Origin of the sequence: Mycobacterium adipatum, from assembly GCF_001644575.1 — a bacterium.
GTDB lineage: Bacteria > Actinomycetota > Actinomycetes > Mycobacteriales > Mycobacteriaceae > Mycobacterium > Mycobacterium adipatum.
The window spans coordinates 138,932-159,135 of record NZ_CP015597.1; the positions used below are offsets into that span (position 1 = coordinate 138,932).

19 protein-coding genes are annotated in these 20,204 nt (G+C 65.1%); 12 read left to right on the top strand and 7 right to left on the bottom strand.

Annotated features, from left to right (window positions below):
• The 3 genes from A7U43_RS28390 to A7U43_RS28400 all read right to left on the bottom strand — a co-directional run bounded on the left by A7U43_RS28390 (position 1) and on the right by A7U43_RS28400 (position 2,773).
• Positions 1 to 1,299: a MinD/ParA family ATP-binding protein gene (locus A7U43_RS28390; RefSeq protein ID WP_231963816.1), complete on the bottom strand. Its 1,299-nt coding sequence runs from the start codon at positions 1,297 to 1,299 to the stop codon at positions 1 to 3.
• Between the two features lie 402 nt (positions 1,300 to 1,701).
• Positions 1,702 to 2,532: an ESX secretion-associated protein EspG gene (locus A7U43_RS28395; protein WP_068004202.1), complete on the bottom strand. Its 831-nt coding sequence runs from the start codon at positions 2,530 to 2,532 to the stop codon at positions 1,702 to 1,704.
• The gene (locus tag A7U43_RS28400; RefSeq protein WP_068004204.1) at positions 2,525 to 2,773 is read right to left on the bottom strand and encodes a hypothetical protein; all 249 of its coding nucleotides are present in this window, start codon (positions 2,771 to 2,773) and stop codon (positions 2,525 to 2,527) included. Before A7U43_RS28400 ends, A7U43_RS28395 begins: the two co-directional genes overlap by 8 nt.
• A gap of 1,319 nt (positions 2,774 to 4,092) precedes the next feature.
• On the opposite strand from A7U43_RS28400, the gene A7U43_RS28405 reads away from it, so the two are divergent.
• The 8 genes from A7U43_RS28405 to A7U43_RS28435 all read left to right on the top strand — a co-directional run bounded on the left by A7U43_RS28405 (position 4,093) and on the right by A7U43_RS28435 (position 11,699).
• Positions 4,093 to 5,754: a ParB/RepB/Spo0J family partition protein gene (locus A7U43_RS28405; protein ID WP_068004211.1), complete on the top strand. Its 1,662-nt coding sequence runs from the start codon at positions 4,093 to 4,095 to the stop codon at positions 5,752 to 5,754.
• A 160-nt stretch (positions 5,755 to 5,914) separates the two neighbouring features.
• Positions 5,915 to 6,784: a ParA family protein gene (locus A7U43_RS28410; protein WP_068004213.1), complete on the top strand. Its 870-nt coding sequence runs from the start codon at positions 5,915 to 5,917 to the stop codon at positions 6,782 to 6,784.
• Complete coding sequence (locus A7U43_RS28415; RefSeq protein WP_082902507.1) at positions 6,777 to 7,028, top strand: 50S ribosomal protein L7ae; 252 nt, start codon at positions 6,777 to 6,779, stop codon at positions 7,026 to 7,028. The genes A7U43_RS28410 and A7U43_RS28415 overlap by 8 nt, the downstream gene beginning before the upstream one ends.
• A 111-nt stretch (positions 7,029 to 7,139) precedes the next feature.
• Positions 7,140 to 7,793, top strand: a complete 654-nt coding sequence (locus A7U43_RS30475) for a hypothetical protein (RefSeq protein ID WP_231963818.1) — start codon at positions 7,140 to 7,142, stop codon at positions 7,791 to 7,793.
• A gap of 33 nt (positions 7,794 to 7,826) precedes the next feature.
• Positions 7,827 to 8,375: a hypothetical protein gene (locus tag A7U43_RS30480; RefSeq protein ID WP_231963820.1), complete on the top strand. Its 549-nt coding sequence runs from the start codon at positions 7,827 to 7,829 to the stop codon at positions 8,373 to 8,375.
• A 161-nt stretch (positions 8,376 to 8,536) separates the two neighbouring features.
• Entirely contained in the window at positions 8,537 to 8,896 is a 360-nt protein-coding gene (locus tag A7U43_RS28425) for a hypothetical protein (protein WP_068004215.1), read from the top strand.
• A gap of 1 nt (position 8,897) precedes the next feature.
• Entirely contained in the window at positions 8,898 to 10,472 is a 1,575-nt protein-coding gene (locus tag A7U43_RS28430; RefSeq protein WP_068004216.1) for a hypothetical protein, read from the top strand.
• A gap of 276 nt (positions 10,473 to 10,748) precedes the next feature.
• A complete protein-coding gene (locus A7U43_RS28435) occupies positions 10,749 to 11,699 on the top strand; it encodes a hypothetical protein (protein ID WP_156526213.1) in 951 nt (316 codons plus the stop codon).
• A gap of 324 nt (positions 11,700 to 12,023) precedes the next feature.
• Here the strand turns inward: A7U43_RS28435 and A7U43_RS28440 are convergent, their stop codons facing one another.
• On the bottom strand, positions 12,024 to 12,347 hold the full coding sequence (locus A7U43_RS28440; protein ID WP_068004220.1) for a hypothetical protein: 324 nt from the start codon (positions 12,345 to 12,347) through the stop codon (positions 12,024 to 12,026).
• Between the two features lie 184 nt (positions 12,348 to 12,531).
• On the opposite strand from A7U43_RS28440, the gene A7U43_RS28445 reads away from it, so the two are divergent.
• The 3 genes from A7U43_RS28445 (at position 12,532) to A7U43_RS28455 (ending at position 16,361) form a co-directional block, all read left to right on the top strand.
• Positions 12,532 to 12,864, top strand: coding sequence for a DUF732 domain-containing protein (locus tag A7U43_RS28445; RefSeq protein ID WP_068004222.1), 333 nt, complete (start codon positions 12,532 to 12,534; stop codon positions 12,862 to 12,864).
• 759 nt (positions 12,865 to 13,623) lie between these two features.
• Complete coding sequence (locus A7U43_RS29925) at positions 13,624 to 14,436, top strand: hypothetical protein (protein WP_156526214.1); 813 nt, start codon at positions 13,624 to 13,626, stop codon at positions 14,434 to 14,436.
• A gap of 224 nt (positions 14,437 to 14,660) precedes the next feature.
• Positions 14,661 to 16,361 carry an outer membrane protein assembly factor BamB family protein gene (locus tag A7U43_RS28455; RefSeq protein ID WP_197500116.1) on the top strand — a complete coding sequence of 567 codons (1,701 nt, stop codon included), beginning with the start codon at positions 14,661 to 14,663 and terminating at the stop codon, positions 16,359 to 16,361.
• A gap of 2 nt (positions 16,362 to 16,363) precedes the next feature.
• Here A7U43_RS28455 and A7U43_RS28460 read toward each other — a convergent pair whose 3' ends face one another.
• Positions 16,364 to 18,061, bottom strand: a complete 1,698-nt coding sequence (locus A7U43_RS28460; protein ID WP_197500117.1) for a PQQ-binding-like beta-propeller repeat protein — start codon at positions 18,059 to 18,061, stop codon at positions 16,364 to 16,366.
• An 865-nt stretch (positions 18,062 to 18,926) separates the two neighbouring features.
• On the opposite strand from A7U43_RS28460, the gene A7U43_RS28465 reads away from it, so the two are divergent.
• Positions 18,927 to 19,244 carry a hypothetical protein gene (locus tag A7U43_RS28465; RefSeq protein WP_068004232.1) on the top strand — a complete coding sequence of 106 codons (318 nt, stop codon included), beginning with the start codon at positions 18,927 to 18,929 and terminating at the stop codon, positions 19,242 to 19,244.
• 52 nt (positions 19,245 to 19,296) lie between these two features.
• On the opposite strand, the gene A7U43_RS28470 is transcribed toward A7U43_RS28465, so the two are convergent.
• Both A7U43_RS28470 and A7U43_RS28475 read right to left on the bottom strand, forming a co-directional pair.
• On the bottom strand, positions 19,297 to 19,728 hold the full coding sequence (locus A7U43_RS28470) for a hypothetical protein (RefSeq protein WP_156526216.1): 432 nt from the start codon (positions 19,726 to 19,728) through the stop codon (positions 19,297 to 19,299).
• A complete protein-coding gene (locus A7U43_RS28475; RefSeq protein WP_197500118.1) occupies positions 19,718 to 20,008 on the bottom strand; it encodes a hypothetical protein in 291 nt (96 codons plus the stop codon). Before A7U43_RS28475 ends, A7U43_RS28470 begins: the two co-directional genes overlap by 11 nt.
• Positions 20,009 to 20,204 lie beyond the last annotated feature (196 nt).

A 20,204-nucleotide genomic window follows, 5' to 3' on the forward strand; every position in this document is an offset into this window, starting at 1 on the left:
TCAGAAGCTCCCCAGTTCCTCAGGACGTTGACGTGATTGGCGGGCCGGGTAGTACTGGGCGATCGAGCCGGCCAGTTCCATCACCGCCTTCTGCGTTTTCTTGGCCATCTTCGGGAAGTCGATGAACCCACCTTCGTGAAGGTGCTTGTCGTAGGGGATATTGACGACCTCCTGGACCTGCTCGCGGAACTTCGCCTCGACCTCTTTCATGTCGACCGCCGGCTTGTCGCCACTGTTGGCGTTCAGGGTGATGACGGTGCGCGGCAGCAGGCGGCTGAAGCCGTGGGCCTGCAACCAGGACAAGGTGCGCCACGCTCCGTTGAGGCCAGGGGCGTCGTTGGACGAAACCACTACCAGGCAGTCGACCTGCTTGGCGATCGCCGGGAACAGATTCGAGGTGATCGAGGTACCGCAGTCGAGCAAGATCACGTTGTAGTGCGCCCGCAGGATCCGCATCGCCGACTCGAAGTCCTGGATGTTGAGTCGGTAGGACGAGCGCGGATCATTCTGGGAGGACAGCATTTCCAGCCGGTCGTCGTTCTGCACAGTGAACACCCGTACGTTCTGGTAGCTCCCGGCGCTCTGCAGTGCAGACAGCGCCTCAATGTTGGCTTTGGGGCCGCCGTTCTCGTGGAAGCGGGCAGACAGGTTGCCCAGGTCGGTGTCGACGTCGACGACGATCACTCGGTCGCCGCGCTCGCGGGCGATCGCGTTGCCCGCCGAAACAGCCATCGTGGTCTTGCCCACCCCACCCTTGCTGTTGACGAAGGCCACAACGTAGACGTCTGTGAGGGAAGCACGGATCCGGCGGATCTGTTCCTCGGCGAGCTGCTGCTTGGCGCTCGGGCCGGGCTTGATGAGCCCGAACGTCATGACTGCCACGGCTTTACGCCAGCCGGAGCCGACGCGTCGCCGCTCGGCGACGAAGTGGTCGGGGTCATCTCCGCCGGCGTATCCCGATCCGCCGATGAACGGCTCCCCTCCCACGCCGATAGCGCCGTCGAACAATGGCTGAGGACCCGACTGAGGGCCGCGGGAGTCCGGCTGCGGCGGCCACTCCCCCCGCTGGACAGCCCTGTTCGGTCCCGACGGAGGCCCGAAGAAGTCGCCCACTCCGGGATCGTGGGCCGCCTGCTCGCGGGCAGCGGCGATCACGTCGGCCGACATGATGGTGGTCTGCTCGGTGATGTCAGGCTCGTCGGGCCGACGACCCTGCCAGCCCCGCGGCGTCCCAGGCGTCGCGGCCGCGGGCGGCTGCTGGTGGCGTGGCGGAACGGGGTGCTGGCCCAGCGACTGCACCGGCCCCGACGGCGACTGAGGGGGCCCCGACGGCGATTGTGTTGGCCCCGCCGGTTTCTGCGATGACCCGGAGGGAGTCAGCGACGTCGGTGCCGCTGGCCGCGGCTCCTCTCCCGTAGGTGCCGGCGAGCCCTGCGGCGCGGAGCGGGCATGGGGTCCGCCGCCGGACTGCGGTGCGGAGCCCGGCACAGAAGCGCCCCACGGCGGCGGCGGTGGTGCCACAGGCGCCGCCTGCCGATGCGCCCCAGTGTCGGTGGGCGTGGGAGCGCCCGGGCGGGGCTCGCCCTCAAACTTCTGCACCACGGCGGTGGTCTCCTCGGCGCCCTCATCGGGCTCGTTGTCTGAAGAGAAAAAGTCAGATGGTGTGCTCATCGTGCTTCGATTTCCGTTTCAGTTCGATTGTCAGATGTCGTAGTTCTCACTGGGAAACCAAGTGCCCGAGGGCAATCGGTCAGTGAGGTCACGCACCGCCATCGAGATGGCGAATGGCTCGGCAGGTGCGAAGATCGAGCTGCCGCCTTCTCGCGGCTCCCCCGCCGGCGGGCTTACCAGGATCAGTCCCACCTCGGTGCTGATGAGGTTGACACAGACGTCGGTCTGGTGCCGGGCACCGTTGATGGCGTCGTGTGCGGTCAGCTCGACAGTGATCCGCTCGCCCGTGCGGGCGAGTTCCATCACCTCCGCGTCACGCTCAGGAACGCCGAGATCGGTCAAGGTCTCGATGATGTCGGCGCCACGGCCGATGCGTTCGTCGATCTGCTTACCGACGTCCATCCGCAACTCGAACTCGGCAAACCGGGCCGGTGGCTGATCCTGGGGCAGGCCCGCGCTGATGATGGGGACGATGGCTTCGCTGTGGGTGAGCTGCAGCGGGGTGAACGTGATCATCTGTGCGTATCGCAAAGCGACGACTACTTCGGGTCCCGAGATGCGAGCGAGGACGCCGCGCAGGATCTGATCCGGGTCGATCATCGTGAACCATTCCAGCCATTGGGTGGCCTGGCAGATCGTCCGAATTGATTCGGCCACTGAGGGTTTCACACGGCCCTGTTCGTCGATGACACCGATCTCGGTCAGCTCCGTCAGGCACCGTTCGTTGAACGGTTCGCGCTCGCCGGGGTCGACGTAGGGGGCGGTGATTGCGAGCTTCCACGGATAGGTCCCGGCGCCGAGATGGTCGGCAAGGAACCAGGCCTGGTGCGCGGTGACCTCCACTGCGTCGTAACTAGTCATCGACGTCACCGCCCTTGACGGGTGGGGCGGCCTTCTCCAACTCGTCGAGCACGGGCTCCAGTGCACGCTCGGTGATCAGTGACATTGAGGTATTCCACCGCTTTTCCTGGACCTTGAGCCGTTTCAGGGTGGAGCGTTTGAGGCGGATCGTGGTGGCTGTTTTCTCGTCCTGGTCCAACATCTTCATGGACAGTTCCTGGACAAGGGCGCCGCCGACGCTCTCCGATTCCGTCGTGGCCATCGTGACTCACCCCTTTCTTGCTGGGTCTTTGCCCGCGCGCTCGCAGTAGAGCACACAAGTAGGACACGGCAAATAGATTGCTTACCCCGCTAGCCGATACGGTCGATAGCGCTACGCGCCGCATCAGCCAGCTATCAGTCTGCCCTGAACTGATAGGGGCATCGCGCACCAATTTGTGCCGAGTGCATATCGGACACGTCAGCGCATATGCGACGCATACGCGCATATGCGTGAACGACATACGTGAGTAAGCGACGACGATGCGCCTGTCTGGGTGTCGGTAGCGGATCGTCAGTGATTGCGATCTGTGGTCGGTGTCCGTCGACGGTGAGAGACTGCCTTCCAAGGCGGGACAGATCGACCCCTCCCCTCCCCCACCGGGCCTGGCGCCGCCCCACACATGACAGTAGCGGCGTTTTTCGTCCTTGACGGCAGTCAGCAGGGTCTTCAAAGCGGTGATGCACCGTGCATCACCGCTTTATCAGCCGACACGCAACGCAATCCCTCGGCAGCATCAGGGTCAATTATTACTCTTATACCGGTATCAGGGGTGAGCCACCAGTCGTGACCGACACATCCCACCGGGTTCACGCGCCGCCCGGCCAAGGCCGCCGGGCAAGCGCAAGACAGCCAACCGATTCGCCAAGCTCGCCGGCGGCGATGCGAACGCCGAAGGGAATCTCTCCCCCGCTACGGCCGTCGGACCGCGCCCGAGAACAGCGGACTGATCGGCGAGATGGCCGTTGTGGCCGCTGATGAGGCCGGCATCGGGTCGTCAACCTCGCCGTGACCGAGATTGCGCGTACCGCGTCAACGGCGACGCCCGATGTCAGCCACAGCCCGGCGACGCGAACTGTGAGGAACTTCTAGATGTCCGCGCCCACAGCATCTGCCTTCCCGTGCTCGTCGTACGCCCAGACGTCCTTACTGCATCCGAACCTGCTGTTGCGCAACATATTTCCGCAGGAGCCAAGTACGCGCTGGTCTGCGCGGTGGGCATAAGTGTGTGTTTGAGGGAAGATGCACGACCGGTCAGCACACGTGGGTCGTTGGAGAGAGTGATCTGTGGCCGATGTCCGTCGGCGGTGAGAGACTGGCTGTAACGGCGGTCCAGGCAATCCCTCCCCTCCCCCATCGACTTGGCGCCGCCCAATCCCGTCACAGCGGCGCATTTCGTCACTGTGACGGCAGCATTGACAGGTCTCTAGGCGGTGATGCACCGTGCATCACGTTTGGTCGGTCGACACGCCGTGCTATCCCTTGGCGGCGTCAGGGACAACAAATACTCTTATACCGGTAATCAGGAAGGAGTCACACTCGTGACCGACACATTCACCCGGTCGGCCCGCCGCCCGGCCAAGGCCGCTGGCAAGCGCAAGACAGCCAACCGATTCGCCAAGCTCGCCGGCGGCGATGCGGACGCCGAAGCGAATCTCTCCCCCGCCACCGCCGTCGAGCCCGCGCCCGAGAGCACCGGACTGATTGGCGGGATGGCCGTTGTGGCCGCTGATGAGGCGCATCGCGTCGTTAACCTCGCGGTGTCTGAGATCGCACCGCACCCCTTCAACGACGAAGCTCGATCTCAGCCACAGCCCGGCGATGCGAAATGGGAGGAGCTGCTCAACGGTGTCCGTACGAACGGCGTTCGCCTCCCCGTGCTCGTCGTCCCCCGCGACTCCTTCGCCGCAGCCAGACCTGCTGCTGCGCAATCTATTTCCGCCGAAGCGAAGTACGTGCTGGTCTATGGGCACCGTCGACGAGCCGCGGCGCTTGAAGCCGGCCGTGACACGGTTCCCGCAGTCGTCGATGACTCGATCATGGCCGAAGACGGTGACCTCGACGCGATGGCGACCGAAAACCTTGGCCGAGAAGACCTCTCGGAACTCGCCGAGGCTGACTTGTTCGCGCGTTATTCAGAGATCGGATTGTCCCAACGCGCGATCGCGGAACGGCTGGGAGTCGACCAGGCCACCGTGTCGCGCCGGCTGGCGCTGCTTCTGCTTGCCCCTGAAGTCCGGGCCGCGGTCGAGGCCGGCGACCTCAAAGTCACCGAGGCGGCCCACTTCGCCAACCTGCTCCCCTACGGGCCACCGCGTCGTTGGCAGAAGACGAAGGATCCCGAGCAGGACACCGAGCTGCGTCGCGGCGAGCAGATCGCCGCCCTGCGCTTCGTCATCGAGAAGGACTGGACCGGAAAGAGCGCCGCCGAACGCGTCAACGCCGAACGCGTGGCACGCGGTGAGGCCGAGGCCCTGGGCGTAGCAATCGTTGACGATCCGGAAGCTGAACTCGGCCTCAATTTCTACGACCACCGCATCAGTCGGGACGCCCTCACCGACCCCGTGGATGCATTCGGCGTCATCAACCCCCACACCGGGCAGCTCGATCTGTACCGCCGCGCGGCACCGCAATCGGCAGCCGCAGAGCCCGCGTCCACCGCGACCGCGATGGGGGACACGCAGCCGGCGCCGCCCGCCGGCGACCGCGCCGCGGCGGCCGCCAAGGAACCCGATGATGACGATGCGGCGGGGGAGCAGGACACCGCCGACGATGATGCCGACGCGGACGCACAAGCCGCGGCGCTTGCCGAGGCGAAGAGCGCTGAAGCCGCCGCGGCCAAGACCGCACAAGCCCGACGGAGGGACGCCTGCGCCGGACTCATCAACCACCCGCCGAGCAACGCCGACCTCCTCAAGGTCCTCGTCCGGCAGTGCCTCTCCGGGGTAAGCGCCCGCAGTCAAAGCTCGGCGGTCAGGGCCCTCCTGAATGACTGGGACGCCAGCGTCGACGGAACAGGGGAGAAGGCCCGCAACACCCGCGCCTGGCACGTCGCCGTCGCGTCGGCCGAACTGCACACCGCCGAACTCAAGGGCGCATGGGACGACGACGCGATCGCGCACCTCGAAATGCTGACCGCACGGGTCGGCTACAAACCCACAGAGTGGGAGAACCGCCGCTTGACCGAGGCCGGCGGCCGGTGATGCACGGTGCATCACCGGCCTCGATAGTCCCGCGTGATGCACCGTGAATCACCGTCACCAGCAGTCCCGCGTGATGCACGGTGCATCACGCGCCCCATCCACCCTCACGATGAACACCGCATCGCCCATCCGCATCACCAGCGACAGGAGAGTCTCCTAGATGTCCACCTACACGGTCGCCAACATGTCCGGCAGCGTCGGAAAGACCACTACCGTCGTCACCGCCGCGGTCCAACTCGCCGCCTCCGGCCTGCGTGTCCGGGTCATTGACCTCGATCCGCAGGCCAACGCGACGACGTGGCTGGGCTATCCCGATATCGGGGGCACCACCATCGCCGACGTACTCCGCCTCGACGCCACCATCAACGACATCGAGCGGCCCGCCCGCATCATCGACTACACCGAAGACGGTGACCTGCTGTTCAGTGACGACCCCGACGCGCTTATCGACAACCTCACCATCGTGCCGGCCGCCCGATCCACCCTCGACAAGCTCATGGTCGAGCTGCCCGCCGTGGTCGGGGGAGTGATGCGCCTGCGCGACGCCCTCGAAGCCGCCACTCCGGTCGACGTCACGCTGATCGACTCACCCGGATCCAACAGCGCACTGGTCACCGCAGCGCTGATCGCGACCTCCGTCGACGAGGAGGGCCCGGAAGGCTCGTGGGGCCTCATCACCTGCACCAAGCCCGCAGGCAAGGAATCAGAGGGCATTCAGGCGCTGCTTCGTGAGCTGGCCATCGTCAAGAAGACCTTCCGGATCGACATCCCGCTGTTGGCCATCGTGCCCTGCGCCGTACCGGCCAGCGGAACGGTCTATCAGCAGCAGATGGAGTATCTGGTCGAAGGCTTCGGGGACAAGGTAACCCCCGCTGTGCGACGCAGCTCGATCGTCGACGAGGCCTACACCAACTATCGACCCGTCCCGCTGTACGGGTACCGCGCAAAAGACGTCAGCAAGGACTACGAGAACGTCATCGCGCACATGAAGCGCCACGGCATGTTCCGTCCCGCGGCCATCAATGCCTGACGCCGGCCACCACGCACCGGCCGCAGACGCGGGCAGGCTCAGCAAGCTCAACGTGCCTGCCGAGTTGCACCAGCGCGCCCGCGCCGCGGTACGCATCGTGCGTCGAGTCACCGGGCGGCGCTACACGATCTCGCAGTTCGTCACCGAGGCTTTCGTCGCACAACTGGCTGCCATTGCCCGCGACTACAACGGCGGCCGTGAGATCTACCCGGACACCGAGCCCCTCGAACGGGGCCGAGGATAGGTTCCCAAACCGAAGCCCCACGTACCGTGTTCCGCTGCCGATGAAGCGATTTCCGGCCGTGTCGCTAACAGCGCCGATAGTGAGTACACACACCGCGACGAGGGGATCGACTTGGGTACCGAGCAGTTCGCCGACCCGGCTTTTGACCCGGATTGGCCGGCCGGCCAGGACTACGCCGCCGGCCGCCCCGAACCGGTGCCCCCACCCATCGACCCCGCTGTCCGCGCACCCCTGGACTACGCGTACACCGCAGCAGAGATCATGATGGCCCTACCGCGCTCGGAGGCGGTAGACATCGAAGCGCTGCCAATCGATCTGCAACTCAAAGCGCGTGCCCACGGCGACGATCTGAGCAACATCATCGAGTCCGAGCAGATGACCACCCGGCGCCGCCGCGACGTCATCTGGTCCGAGATCGCGCGCGTCGACCGCATCGTCATGCCGCTCGCCAAGTACGGAACGCCCATCGCCGTCGGGCTGGCCGCTGTACTGATGGCCACGCACTGGTGGAACCGTCCAGACGCCTCGGTCGTCGAAATTCTCACCGCCTCCAACCCGTTCGGATACATCGGAGTCGCGCTTGTCGCGACCGCACTCACCGCCTGGGTGGCGCGCCGTCGCGCTGGCACAGCACCGCACTGGGTGTACTCCGAAGACGAACTCGAAACCCTCGACGCCGCGTCCGTCGACTGGCCGGCCGTACCGGAGGAACTCGACCGCTACGCCAACGGCGAGGAACTGCGCCGAGAATGGCACGGAACCTGACTGGCGCGTATACAGCCTGGGGGAGCGGCACTGGTGTGGAGAGAACCCCACCTCGTCGCGGTCGCTACCCTGCTGGGCCGCGACATCCGGTCCAGCCCGGCGTGGCGCAGCGACTTACTCGATGTACACCGTGTCCGCATTGACCTGGACCGCACCCTCTCCGACATCTATCGACGAGCGCACCGCATCTGGCGCGCCCGAGCCAACCTCGTGCCTCCGGCGAGCAAGGACCCCGGCGACGTCGTGACACGCCGCAACGCCGAGATCACCGACGCCGCCGACGACGCCTGGACCACCCTCGTCGCACTGGTGCGCCAGCTGCAGGACTACCGCCGGGCACTGGTCCCGGTCGATGCGATCCACGCCGAGATTGTCGCGCTGCAACAGAGCAGTCTGCGCATCACCGACGCCGCCGTGCGGCAACTGCACGTCGATGCCGCCGGCAACACTCTGCACACCGGCGCAGTCGGCGCGGCAGCCGGAGAACTGACCGACCTCAACGCCAACCTCGCGGCGCGGCTGGCGACACTGCGCCACGACCTCACCGCCGCCACCAACGGACTTGCCCTCCGCGCGCCATGAAGCGCGCCACCTCGAACCGAAAGTGCGCCATGCCTTATCAGCCCCAGACCTCGACGCCGGTTCATCCCGCCAACTGGCTTCGCACGCCGACCCGACCACCACCCACACGTCTTCGTTGAGATCGACCAGTAACCGTCGCGGCACAGGAGACAAAGACCCGAATGGCCCCCACTACCATCACTTTCCGCACCGACCGCGGCGTGATCGCCTACAGCGCGATGGAACGCCCACAACCCGACGAGCCCGGCCGCGTCGCCAACGGACTTCTCGGCGGAGATCCCGCCCTCGTCGCCATCGTCCGCGAGATCCTGGCCGGCAGTCTGCCCAAGAGTGTGCGCGTAGCCGAGCCCAACCTTGACTACGTATTCACCGCGAACCGCGACACTGTCGCCGATGTCGCCGCCGCGATGCTCGTCGCTGGCAATGGCCGCGGCCGGCTTTCCGACGCCGGCTGGGACGCCCTCGACGCTGCGATGGCTGACGAGATCGGCCCCGACACCAACAGTCCCGTTATCCACTGACATGTGCCGCGCAGTCCTCGACGGCGGCCGCCGCTGCCCCTGCACCCGAGGCGATCGGCGCCGCGCCTACCAACGCATGCGCTACGCCGCCCGCCAGGCCGCGGCAGCCGCCGGCGCGCCGGACCCCGCGCCCCGTGACACGGATGGCGCCGAACAGGCGGATTCGATAACACTGCAGGACCGTCGCTCCACCACCGCGGCCGCCATCGACTCGGCCCTCGTGGCGCTGCGCGACCCCGACCGCAGCAGCGACCCGGATGTCCACGAGGCCTACCTCAACGCGGTCCTGGATCACGGGGCCGTGGTGCGCGACGTCGCCGGCCAGAGAATTGAGAACACCTACGCCGAACGCGGACTCGACGACGCCTCCGTCGGTGCCGAAGCCACCGCAGTTGCAGCAGAACTCGAACAGATCGAGGCGCGGTGGCGCGAGACCAAGAGTGGTTCAAGCGCCTACCTCACCGCCGACGGAACCTCGTTCACCGCCGAGGGTGCGACAGCACTGGACGAGGCGCGCAACGCCTACGCCGCCGCCAAGATGGCCGTCTACCGCCGCGCAGGCGACCGCTCCAAGGAGATCAACGAACAGCGCGCCCAGATCGCCCGAGAGATCTACTACGACGAGCTGTCCCGCGAGCGCAGCTTCGGCGGTCCGGCGGCCGAGGCGTTCGTGCCGTCGAACACCGCCAAGATGACACGCGCCGACCGTGCGATGTTCAGCGCCACCGCGGCGCTGTACCCCGATGATATGGTCGAGCACGCCAACAATCTCGGCGACATGCTCGCTAAACGATCGAAGGCCCGTGCCCACTACACTGCCGGCGCTCGGCAGCTCAGCCGCCGCACCCGCACCGAAGTTTTCGACCTCAGGGATGCGATGGAGTACGGCCGGTTCCGGTTCAACCACTTCATTGACTCGCCCGCAGACATGGCACGTGGCGCCGGGTCGATCCGCGACCGCTACAGCGCTGAGAACGCCTTTGTGCCGCGGACCCCCGACAACGAACGCAAAGTCGGTGAGCTGGTCGCCCAGTACAACGACAGCCGCCGCCAACACGCCACCATCGAGTACGCCACCGCCATCCCGAAAGACGGTGGGGAGCCCTACGAGGTCATGTACGTCAAAGGGCCCAGGAAGCGGGTAACGACGGAGGTAACCGGAATCAGCGCCGAGCTGACCTTCAGCGACGCCTCGTCGATGACCCACGAGCTCGGCCACCGTATGGAGGACCGCAACCCGGAGATCTCGACCGCGACAAAGGCATTCCTGCGCCGGCGCACCGCCGGCCTGGCGCCTGAACGTTACGCGCGCTCCGAGATGACTGTGGCCGACGGATTTGCCGACCGCTACATGGGCAAGGACTACGCCGGCACACACCACACCGAACTGTTCTCCTGCGGCATGGAAGCCGTCGCCCACGGCCGATTCGGCGGGCTTGTCGGCCGACCACAAGTCTTTCTGCCGGCGCCCGGCGGCCTCAGCATCGCCGACCGCGCCCAACGGCCCAAACCGGACACCGAACACCTGGCACTGGTCCTAGGTTTGCTCGCCGCGGCGAACAAACAGATCGGCTAGGGACAAGGAAGAGGCTGCTCACACGCAGTCACCACGGGCGCCAGGAGCAATCGCGGCGGACTCCACCCGCTAGCTGAAGCGACATATAGGTACCCCGCGTGCTGCTCATGGGTGCCGATGAGCTCCGGTATCAAAGCCGTGAAGTCGTAGCTCACTGGTTGTGCAATTGTCCTGTCTGTCCTCTACCTATGTCTTGACGTTAACGCGCTGAGTCGTAGTCTTCGCTCACCAGTTTTGGTGCGACTAGCACATCTGGATCGGCCCTAGGCTCAAGTTGTGGGACGTTTTCGAATGTGGGGCAGTGCGTTTGCCGTAGTCTTCGTCCTCGCTGGCTGTACGGGTGTGCCGGACCGCGAAAGCGAGGCCCTCCAGATCCGTGACCGTGTCGCGGCGATGCCAGGTGTTAGTGACGTCGACCTGATCTACGAGAACGGGATCTTGGAGGGAACTAGGTTTGAATTGCGCGTCAACGTGAAGGGCGCAACGGATGAGCAGATTGGCGCTGTAGCAACAGGAATCCACACTGCGCGTGGCGACGACTTCGCCGAACACGATCAACGCATTGAGTTCGATATTGCGGACGGGGTGAGTTTGGGGTTTGGCGCGTCGATACAGGATGATCCTGGGGCTGTGGCCGCGCGTCTGCGGGAACTCGATTCGCGCATCACCGCGCAATCGATAGATCTGCTCGGCGCGGCCGATGGCTCTACCAGGATCGACATTCGTGCCGCCGCGGCAACGGCAGCGGTGGTCGACGCCGTATTGCAGGTGTTCGCCAGCAACCCGCTCGACCAGATCGAGGTGAATCGGCCGTCGGGGCCAGGGGGAGAGGCTTCGTGGTGGATTCGCACGCGGCTAAGTCCTGAGCAGAAAAGCCGCATTGACGCCCAGTTGGCGGCCGCGGTACCCGCAGCCCCACGGTTGGTCATCGTCCGAGATGGCGTCATTGAGCGACTGAACGTCGCGATCCCCGCCCCGGAAACTGCTTACGACGACATTGTGCGCGTCATTGACGCGCTTGGTGCGGGTCCACGTCACCGGGTGCATCTGGGATGGTCCTGGGCTTCCGATCCTGCCCGGTACGGCGATCTACGATGGTCGGGCAGTGTCGACATCGGCAACTGTGATGACCCGAACGCCAATACCGGGTCTGACCCCGATCTCCTCCCCGAGGCACGCAAGCTCCAGCAGCGCATCCGTGACGAGTTCGGCCCGTGCCCGAAGTAAGTGTGACCGTGTGGTGATGCCGGTGGCAGTACCTAATTGCGTTCCTGCACCGCATTATTCGCTTCTAAGCTCTTTTGCCGGCCGAGCATTGGGCAGTAAGGGAAAACTCGGACAGTCACGTAGACCTTCACTGGGATGTTCCCCGACGGTGATGAGCGAGATAGAGCATGCGCGATGGGTACTGATCGCAGCCGCGCTCTTCCCGCACCCGATCGCGTTAGTGCTCACCAGGAGGTGGTGGTGACGTTCATGCGTGTGGCGTGCTGCCGAATTGGTGGTCGGTGCGCTGAGATGCCGCTGCTAGCGCTGATGTGGCGGAGCGCATCAGCCCGGGTCGGAGAGCATCCATGCGATTCCGGTAAGCGTGCCCAGGATCGCGGCGACGAGCAGCGTTGTCCCCAGGACTGCGCCGAGCGCCGAGAACAGCCACCACGAGGTCTTGCCGCCGCGCACGAGCGAGATCAGCACCAAGATCAGGAATATCGCCGTCGGGGCGATCAGGGCTGTGAGAACTGGCGCACTGGTGTGCGGCGTGTCGACCGTCATCATCATCAACAGTGCCGACGCCGTTCCCAGCGGCCCCAGCGTCAGCCCGTTCCACAGCGCAGGTCCATTGAACAGCCCTGCTTTCCTGCCGGTTACGTTCATCTGGCCCCCGTGAGTCGGCGGTGTGTTCCGCCGCATCTGATGCTATGGCCGAGCTGAGAACCTGCGATGCACCAATTTGTGCGGCCGCAGGTCGACCAAAACTGGTGCGCGGACCGGCTCGCCGGCGGGGTTACGGTCGAAACCGCGCACACCTGCGCAGACCAAACTCTAATGGGGGACTGACATGTTCACGACGAAACGACGACTCGCTACCGGCATCGCGACTGCAGCTGCGGCCGGTGCGCTGTTCGGCCTCACCGCAGCCCCGGCCGGCGCCTGGCCAACACCGTTGACCGCCGATCAGACAAACTTTCTCAACGCGACACGGGGGAACTTCCCCGGCAACGACGATCAACTGCTGTTGGCAGGCAAGCAGGCGTGTCGGATGCTCTACACGGGCCAAGGTTCGCAGGCCACGATCGGTGCCACCGCAGCCGCGTACGGCGCGAGCCCGCAGCAGGCCGCCGCTCTGGTGGGCGCGGCGCGCAGCACGATGTGCACCCAGGCACCCGGATGAGGTGCGACGCAGCGGTGATCTTCGCGGCCGGGGGCCGTGCGATCCGGTGGTGTGACGGCGGATGCTGCCCGCAAGTGGGTTACGGTAGCCGCCATGTCGGGACATGTCTCCCGGTGGTTCAGGTTACCGGCGCGGCGTGCTCGACGGTGAGAATGCCCAACTCGACCAGTTCGTCCACGCCGGGTGCGCGCATCCCATGGTGATCGGCGCCGTCGCTGCGCGGGTCGCTGTCGGCCATGCTGTCTCCTTGCCGGGCGTTCATCGGTTCGTCAGTCTAGGGGTGATCCCGATAGTCGCGCGGTCGGTTTTGTCACGGTCGCCGTCAGGACGCGGCTCGCCGTCTGCTGAACGGGCAGTTACGGGCAGCGACATCGGTAGCCTATTCGTTCAACGCCGAGGCGAGCACTTCGGGCCTGCATCAACGCGGTCTACCTCGTCGCGGAGGGTTGGGCCGACGGAACAGGCCGGCTTCGGAAGTCACTTCGCTGCAACCGGAACCTCGAACACTGTCGCATACGACAGCTGAGCCGGGCGCACAGACCACAACTGGATAAAGATCTGGCGGACAACGCTATACAGCCGCCTGTCAGTGGGCGTCGATTTTAGACGCGAAGGCACCATGCTTGGCCACGACGTGCGGGTGGTCTACGCACATATGTAGTACGGCCGCAACATATCTGCTGGAGATGGGCGGCGGCGGCACTGTAGTCCTGGAGCTGGCTCGGCGCCGAGCAGGTGTTCATTTACGGGTGCCGCTGTGTGCCGAAAATTGGTGCGAGTACCGACTGTTGGAAGGTTTTACGCTCGATATACGCCACTTTCCAACGTGGCCTCGACCTCACGAATGGAAGACCTCTGATGATCGCTATCAGTCGAGTGCGCCTGCTCGCCGCCGGATGTGCCGCGTTCGGTATCGCTTTCGCGGCGACGGCGTGTGGCGACGACGGCCCCCGCACGGTTCCTTTTGAGGAGTTGTTTCCGACGCAGGTCACCGTGCCCGGCATCGCGCCGACCGGTCCTCCGCGTGCGACCTTCGCGCCCACCGGTGACAGCAGCGACTGTGCTGGCGTCGAAGCCCCACTGGCCGATATTCCCGGCTTTAGCCCGTCGGAACCTGGGTTACGGTTACCGAAGCCGCAAGGGTGGACTCGGATGACACAGTTGGACAGCGAGATGGTGCGATTCACGCTCGTCAATCAGTCCCTGATCGCCGACAAGTTCGCCCCGAACATCGTCATCGGGGTAGAGCGCGGAAACTCGGCAGACTCCGCGGCGGTGTACGCGCACGTCAAACTGCTCCTGATCGACATGGGTGGCGCCACCGATGTCGTCGAGACCGCTGCGACAGTGTGTGGGATGCCGGCGCAAAAGTTGACGTATCGGCAGGCCGGGATGGGCACCCAAGCTGAGCGCCACCTGCAGACGCTGCACATCCTGACCAACTTCGGTGACACGCCGTACCTGATATCGGCCACGGCGCAAACCACGGCACCGGACAATCCGACCTATCAGCGTGACGTGTCAACGATGTTCGACGGCTTCCAAGTGTTGGCACCTGCATCCGCGCAGTAAGCGAAGTGCGGGGATGACTGCACATGCGGCCATTCTCAACAGACCGGGCAAGGGGAGCACGCATGGTCAGTGACTCGCGGCAGCAGAAAGGCGGGAACGGCGAGGAACGCGAGCCGCAGGCTCGCGGACCATGGCCGCCGTTCATCCCACGCGCTCAGATGGGCCCGCCGCCCCTGGTCGCCCGCGCCATGATCGGGTTGAGCGCGGGGTTTGCGCTCGGGGCGGTGAGTTTGATCGTCTGGGGATTCGTCATTCGTGTGCCGCAGGGCGGCCGCGCCGATGACACCTTGGCCCCGGTAACCGAGTTCTTCATATGGTTTCTCGTCCTTGGCGCCCTGGCGGCGCTGTCGGCCATCGGTATCGCGATCGTCGCTCTGCGTGGGCATACGGTGAGCCATTGGGCCGCAGTGCTGCTGGCCGCGACGATCGCGATGACGGCGTGGACCTACGCCAGCACGGTACCGGCGTCCATTGTTGTCCGCGTCTCCGGTCCCGGAAGTCGACCGGGCCCCGAGCTCGCGCAGTTGGCGTGGCCGATGCTGGTAGCGGCCACGGCACTGCTGCTGGTCGGTTCAGTATGGGCGATCAACACTCGCCTGTCGGCAAGTCGTGTGCTGGTGGCGGTCCTTTCACCGTGGACTGCGGCCGGTGTCGCCGCCTGTACTGTGGCCGGCCTTCTCGTCACGTCACTGTGGTGGCCGCACATCCAGGGGCACCCGACCACGGCCGCCCCTATCGCCGTGGCCCCTCTCCCTACCGCTTTGGGCACCGAGGTGGCCTACACCGTTGCACTCGACGATCCTGAGCATCTACTGGTGGCCGGTCCGGGCTTTGTGACGTTCCGTCCCGGCGGGGAGATCACCGCCTACGACCCGGTCTCCGGCGCGACGCGCTGGACGCTGACCATGCAGGCGTTCCCGAAGGACTGTGCGCTGGACCTGGCGCGTTCGACGGGTGCCGGCCCCAATGCGGTGGTGGTGGCGCAATGTCGTCGACCGCAGCTTTTGTCGGTCAGGCCGGTAGGGGGCGGGGGTGAGGCGGTACTGATGGGTTTCGACGCCAACACTGGAGAGCAGCTGTGGCTCAACGATGCTGGGTTCGAGTTGCCCTACGGCACAGGTGCATCGGAGTCTGTCGTGGCGGTAATCCGCCGTGACGAAGAGGTAGGGTCCCTCGATCCTCAGACAGGCCTGGTGCGCTGGGTGAGGCCGAGCCAGAAGGGTCCGTGCGAACGTGAGGCGCATGTCATTGACGATCAGATCGTCACCACCCCGTGTTACGGCAGCGTCGATGTCCGCATGATGGACGGGCTCACTGCGTCTGAAAAGACCATTGCCCTGCCTGTTCCGCTGTCCACTGTGCCCACAGATCTAGAGATTTCGGTACTCGCGACAGCAGGCCGTTTGCTGGTATTACAAACCGCCAGCAGATACAGCTCCGACCCGACCCGCGCCGCGAGGGACCGCACGAGATACATGACACTCGTCGTCGACATCAGCACTGGTGTGGTGACGTTTCATCTCAGTGCCCCCGGTTCCAATCCACGGCCTCCGCTTCCTGGGTCAGTGGTTCAGCTCGGCTCCGGTGACATCGATGGCCAGCAGTACGTCGACATCTACTCGATGACCGACCGCGAAGTGACTCGCCTGCAACCATTCGCAGCAATGTGGCCGGCGCATGACAGATTTCAGTGGGCACAGATCGGCGACGACATGGTGACCGGTGCCGCCAGTGACGAACGTGGTGTGCATATCGCAGTAGTAGCGTCGAATGGGTCGGTGACGCGGCGCCCTTCGTTGTGTCCCGAGCGTGCTGACCAACGCTCGCAGGGCGCCGGCATCGTGCCTGTTCCGGGCGCGATACTGATGCTCTGTCCGCCGCCGGGTGTTTCTTCTGACGGTTGGGACCTGATCGGGGTGCGCTGATTTCAGCGGATCCCGACGATCCGATCACCACAGTTGACGAGCAGCGCGCCGGACACCGCCGCCACGGCAGGAATTGCTGAGCCGCCAGGGCACGGGTTGGGATAGCTTGCCACCGGCGCATCCGGGGTGAAGACGTTGATCGTCGGGGCCACCTGTCCGGCGGTAGGTGCCACCGTCACCCACCGGTCGTCGATACGCGCCCATGCACTGCCGAATTCTTCGACGAACCTCATGTCGCTCGTGTTGGACCCGACGTCGATGGTGTCGCCTGTGTCGGTGTCCAGGATGGTTCGTCGGCCTTGCCGGTCCTGCAGCATCACTGCTCCGGCTGCTGCAACCGACACCCCGGCAACGCTCGGAAGTCTCTGCACAACAGCCCCAGTCGCGACGTCGATGATCGCGGCGCTGTGAATGTCGACACCATCGGGTTCGTTGAGCCAAACCAAAGCCAGATCGGACTCCGGGATAGGCCAGGCGAATAGTTGATGCTCTGTCATGGCGGACGCGCCGAGTTTCGTGTCAGTCAGGGTCGCCGTTTCGTCACCGGTCTGCGCGTCGAATACCCCGATGCGGGGGGTTCCGTCACATTCTGCGGCCAGCACGTAGTTCTCAGTCATGTCGGGGGTTCGGAAGCAGTCCGACATCCGTATGACCGACCAGAGGGCCGCTCCGGTGCGCACGTCGCGCACCGTCCACTCTCTGCCGCGAGGCGCACCGGTCGGGGTCAGCCGGTGGGGACGGGTCGAGACGAAGCGGTCCGCGGAGATCTCGAGGTCCTGATAGCCCTCCTGCCGGAGACTGCCGCCGCCAGGGCGCGTCCACAGCGGTTGGCCATCAGCGGCATTGAACCCAATCAGTACCGTGTGGCCAAGGTAGGTCGCTGACAGCACGGCCACTGGGTCGGCGCCTGAGCTGACTGCAATGTCGTGCACCAACAGATCGCGAACCGTGAACGACCACATCTGTTTCCCGCTGCTACCTGAGATCCCGACCACACCGTCTGGATAAGCTCCGGCACCGGAGCTGCGCAGAAGGCCTGGTCCACCTGCCACCGTGATGGCCTCGGGGTAGGAGTCGGCGGGAAGTTCGTAGGCCACCGGGCCGCCAAAGTCGACCACTGCTGCCGCGGGCGGGACCGCGCCCTCGCCGGTGGTGCTGTGTACTGCTGGGTGATGCACCACCAGTACCGCGACACCGCCGACCGCCAAGACCGTCAGCACACTGACTAAAGCGCGGGCCGCTCGGATGCTCGCCGCCGCCTGCGGAGCGCCGAGTAGCGCTACCGCTGCCCATGCCCACACAACTAGACACGCACAGATCCACGCCACCGAGGCAAAGCCCACCGCGTCGAGGCCATCCAGGGAGGCCTGTTGCGCGCTGGCGTCATCGAAACGTTCCCGCGCCGACTCCCGGAGCCGCATCCATATCCCGGCACAACCGAGTACACCCAACGGCAGCGACAGGTGGCGCAGCAGCCATGCTCGGCGCTGCGCGAAATCGCTTGCTCGCCCCTCGGCGCTCATTCGCATCAGTAGCACGTAGCCGGTGCTCACGACCAACATGACCGCGACAATGGCGGTGCTGCGCCACAACACCCACGCGACATCGGCGCGATCGGCAAGCAACGGCAAGGAGGGCTCTCGGCCGGCCCAGGCCAGGGCCGTACACACGCATGTCGCGGCGGCCAGGCCGCCCGCCACAGCCACCAGCATCGAGGACCACCGTGTCGACGCCGTCAGCTCAGGCAAACCAGCTCGGTCCATGCAAGAACCCTAACCCCGCCACCAGCAGCGGCGATTCACCAATCTGGACGCCGGGGAGCAACCGATCCGGACGGCACGGAGCCGGCTCTGCCGCCTGTCGCGCACAGGTCTGCGCCTGGTTGCGGTGGCCGGCGAACTGTGAACGATCGAAGGGAAGTGTGTAGTTGCCGTACCCGTTGCTGGATGTGTGCGCAATCATGGTGTCTTACCACGGGAAGGACGAGCACGGTAGGAAGGGTCGCCGGTGACGCGCTGGACAGCGATATCATCGTGTCCGATAGGACATCTGACACCGAGCGCAGTTGCCGAGCTCCAACCGTCGGTCACCTACGATCCCGATCGAGGCTCCCTGACGGCCGTGTTCGAGCTCAAAGCGCCCACGCTCCGCCAGGCAACTGCCGCGGCGCTGCGCCAGGCGCGGTTGCTTCTGCGAGCCAAGCCGTCAGCCATTACCGTGCAACCAACGGATCGATACCAGCATCTGACCGATCACCCGCCGGCGATGGATCTTCTCAGCGTCGGTGACACCGCTGAAGTGCTCGGTATATCAGCCACCCGGGTCATACAGCTCGCGCAGACAGCGTGTGACTTTCCAGCGCCCGTGGCCCGGCCGCGTTCGGGTCCCATCTGGACGCGTGCAAGCATCGAGTCGTTCAAAATGCGGCGTGAAAGCCAGCCTTTGACTGTAGGGCGACCTCGCCGCAAGCAGAGTTCGAGAGGACGTTCGGTGGCCGAGTGATTGAGTGGGACTCAGGTAGTTCTACTGATTCGCAGGGATGCCGTTCTGGGTCAAGATGATTGAATGAACAGTGCCCAGGATCGTGACCGCGCCGTGCTTCTGTCGATCACCGCTGTTGCGGCGATGGTGATCGCCTACCTGTTGATGTTCACTGTGCTGAGTGACCCGGATATGACGGACAAGCTCATGAACGGTTCGGTGGCCCCGGGCACGGACGAGTCCGGTAGTCGTGCCGCGGTCGTTCTCGGGATTGGGGCCGCACTCGGCGGTTGGTGTGCTGCAGCCGCGAGTAGAAGGTTCATCCCGGTGGCGTTGATGCTGCTGGCCAGTATGCCGCTGGCGCCAATGTCCCTGTTCACGCTGGCGCTGGCGTTTGGTTGAAGGCGGAGGACGTGGACGGTCGGACACGTTGCGCTCGTATGCGAACGGGCGTCTATCCGTCGACGAGCCGCATAAATCCGGCACCCCAGGGACGTACCAGCACGTCGGCTCCCCAGCGGGGTTTATCAGCGCGCAGGTAGTTCGCGTGCAGGAACACCGTGTCGATGACGTTCCCGGACTCGGTGAAAATGAGTACCCCGCCGGCGGGGACATCAGATCCTTCGATCACGCCGTCGCCAACCACAGACTCCACACGCTCGCGGCGGGTGTACTCGGGGAAGTAAAACACGGTGTCCCAGGTGAAGTCGGTAAGGTAAGCAAGATGTGCGGTGGCGTTGCGTTCGCGTAGACCTGCGAGCTTGCCGGCCAATCCGGGAGGTAGTTCGCCGGCTTCGGTGTAGGTGATCACACCGCAGCCGGCCAAAGCCATAACCAGAGCCACGGCACTGAAAACGCCTTTGAGGAACGCGATGTCAGGTCGCAATGTTCTTCTGCCCGGCTGCGTGTCGCCCAGTGGACGGTCTTTCAGGCCCGCCTATCCAGAAGAAGAGCACTACATTGACCGCTGCGAGCGCCGCCGCCGGATAGCCACCGCCCAGCTCCGCTGCGGGGATCGACATGATCATTGCGCACAGGGATGCGAGCACAAAGTGCCGTCCGATCGGCTTCATCCAGAGACCGCGGCGGATCATCACCGTCACCGCAGTGAAGTAGAGGATGACGACGGTGGCGACCCACCACCAGTCACTCGGTGGGACCTTCATGTTGCCCCTTTCGTCCACCCGCCGGTCATCGAGCCTGTCGCCCTCGCCGACTCGGGTGTAGAACCGATACCCGGTCCTCACGCGTCGGGATGCTGGCTGCGCTTAAGATGTTCACTGCTGCTTGCGCTTTGAGCTTAACGCGGATCAGGGAGCGGGTGATGCACCAATCTTCTCCAGCTGTCGCCATTGCGACGCA

Coding starts and splice junctions, on each gene's coding strand:
- A7U43_RS28415 (WP_082902507.1), top strand. CDS start 6,777: ATGCCTGACGCCGGCCACCACGCACCGGCCGCAGACGCGGGCAGGCTC.
- A7U43_RS28465 (WP_068004232.1), top strand. CDS start 18,927: ATGAACAGTGCCCAGGATCGTGACCGCGCCGTGCTTCTGTCGATCACC.
- A7U43_RS28425 (WP_068004215.1), top strand. CDS start 8,537: ATGGCCCCCACTACCATCACTTTCCGCACCGACCGCGGCGTGATCGCC.
- A7U43_RS28400 (WP_068004204.1), bottom strand. CDS start 2,773: ATGGCCACGACGGAATCGGAGAGCGTCGGCGGCGCCCTTGTCCAGGAA.
- A7U43_RS28410 (WP_068004213.1), top strand. CDS start 5,915: ATGTCCACCTACACGGTCGCCAACATGTCCGGCAGCGTCGGAAAGACC.
- A7U43_RS28440 (WP_068004220.1), bottom strand. CDS start 12,347: ATGAACGTAACCGGCAGGAAAGCAGGGCTGTTCAATGGACCTGCGCTG.
- A7U43_RS28395 (WP_068004202.1), bottom strand. CDS start 2,532: ATGACTAGTTACGACGCAGTGGAGGTCACCGCGCACCAGGCCTGGTTC.
- A7U43_RS28430 (WP_068004216.1), top strand. CDS start 8,898: ATGTGCCGCGCAGTCCTCGACGGCGGCCGCCGCTGCCCCTGCACCCGA.
- A7U43_RS28445 (WP_068004222.1), top strand. CDS start 12,532: ATGTTCACGACGAAACGACGACTCGCTACCGGCATCGCGACTGCAGCT.
- A7U43_RS28475 (WP_197500118.1), bottom strand. CDS start 20,008: ATGAAGGTCCCACCGAGTGACTGGTGGTGGGTCGCCACCGTCGTCATC.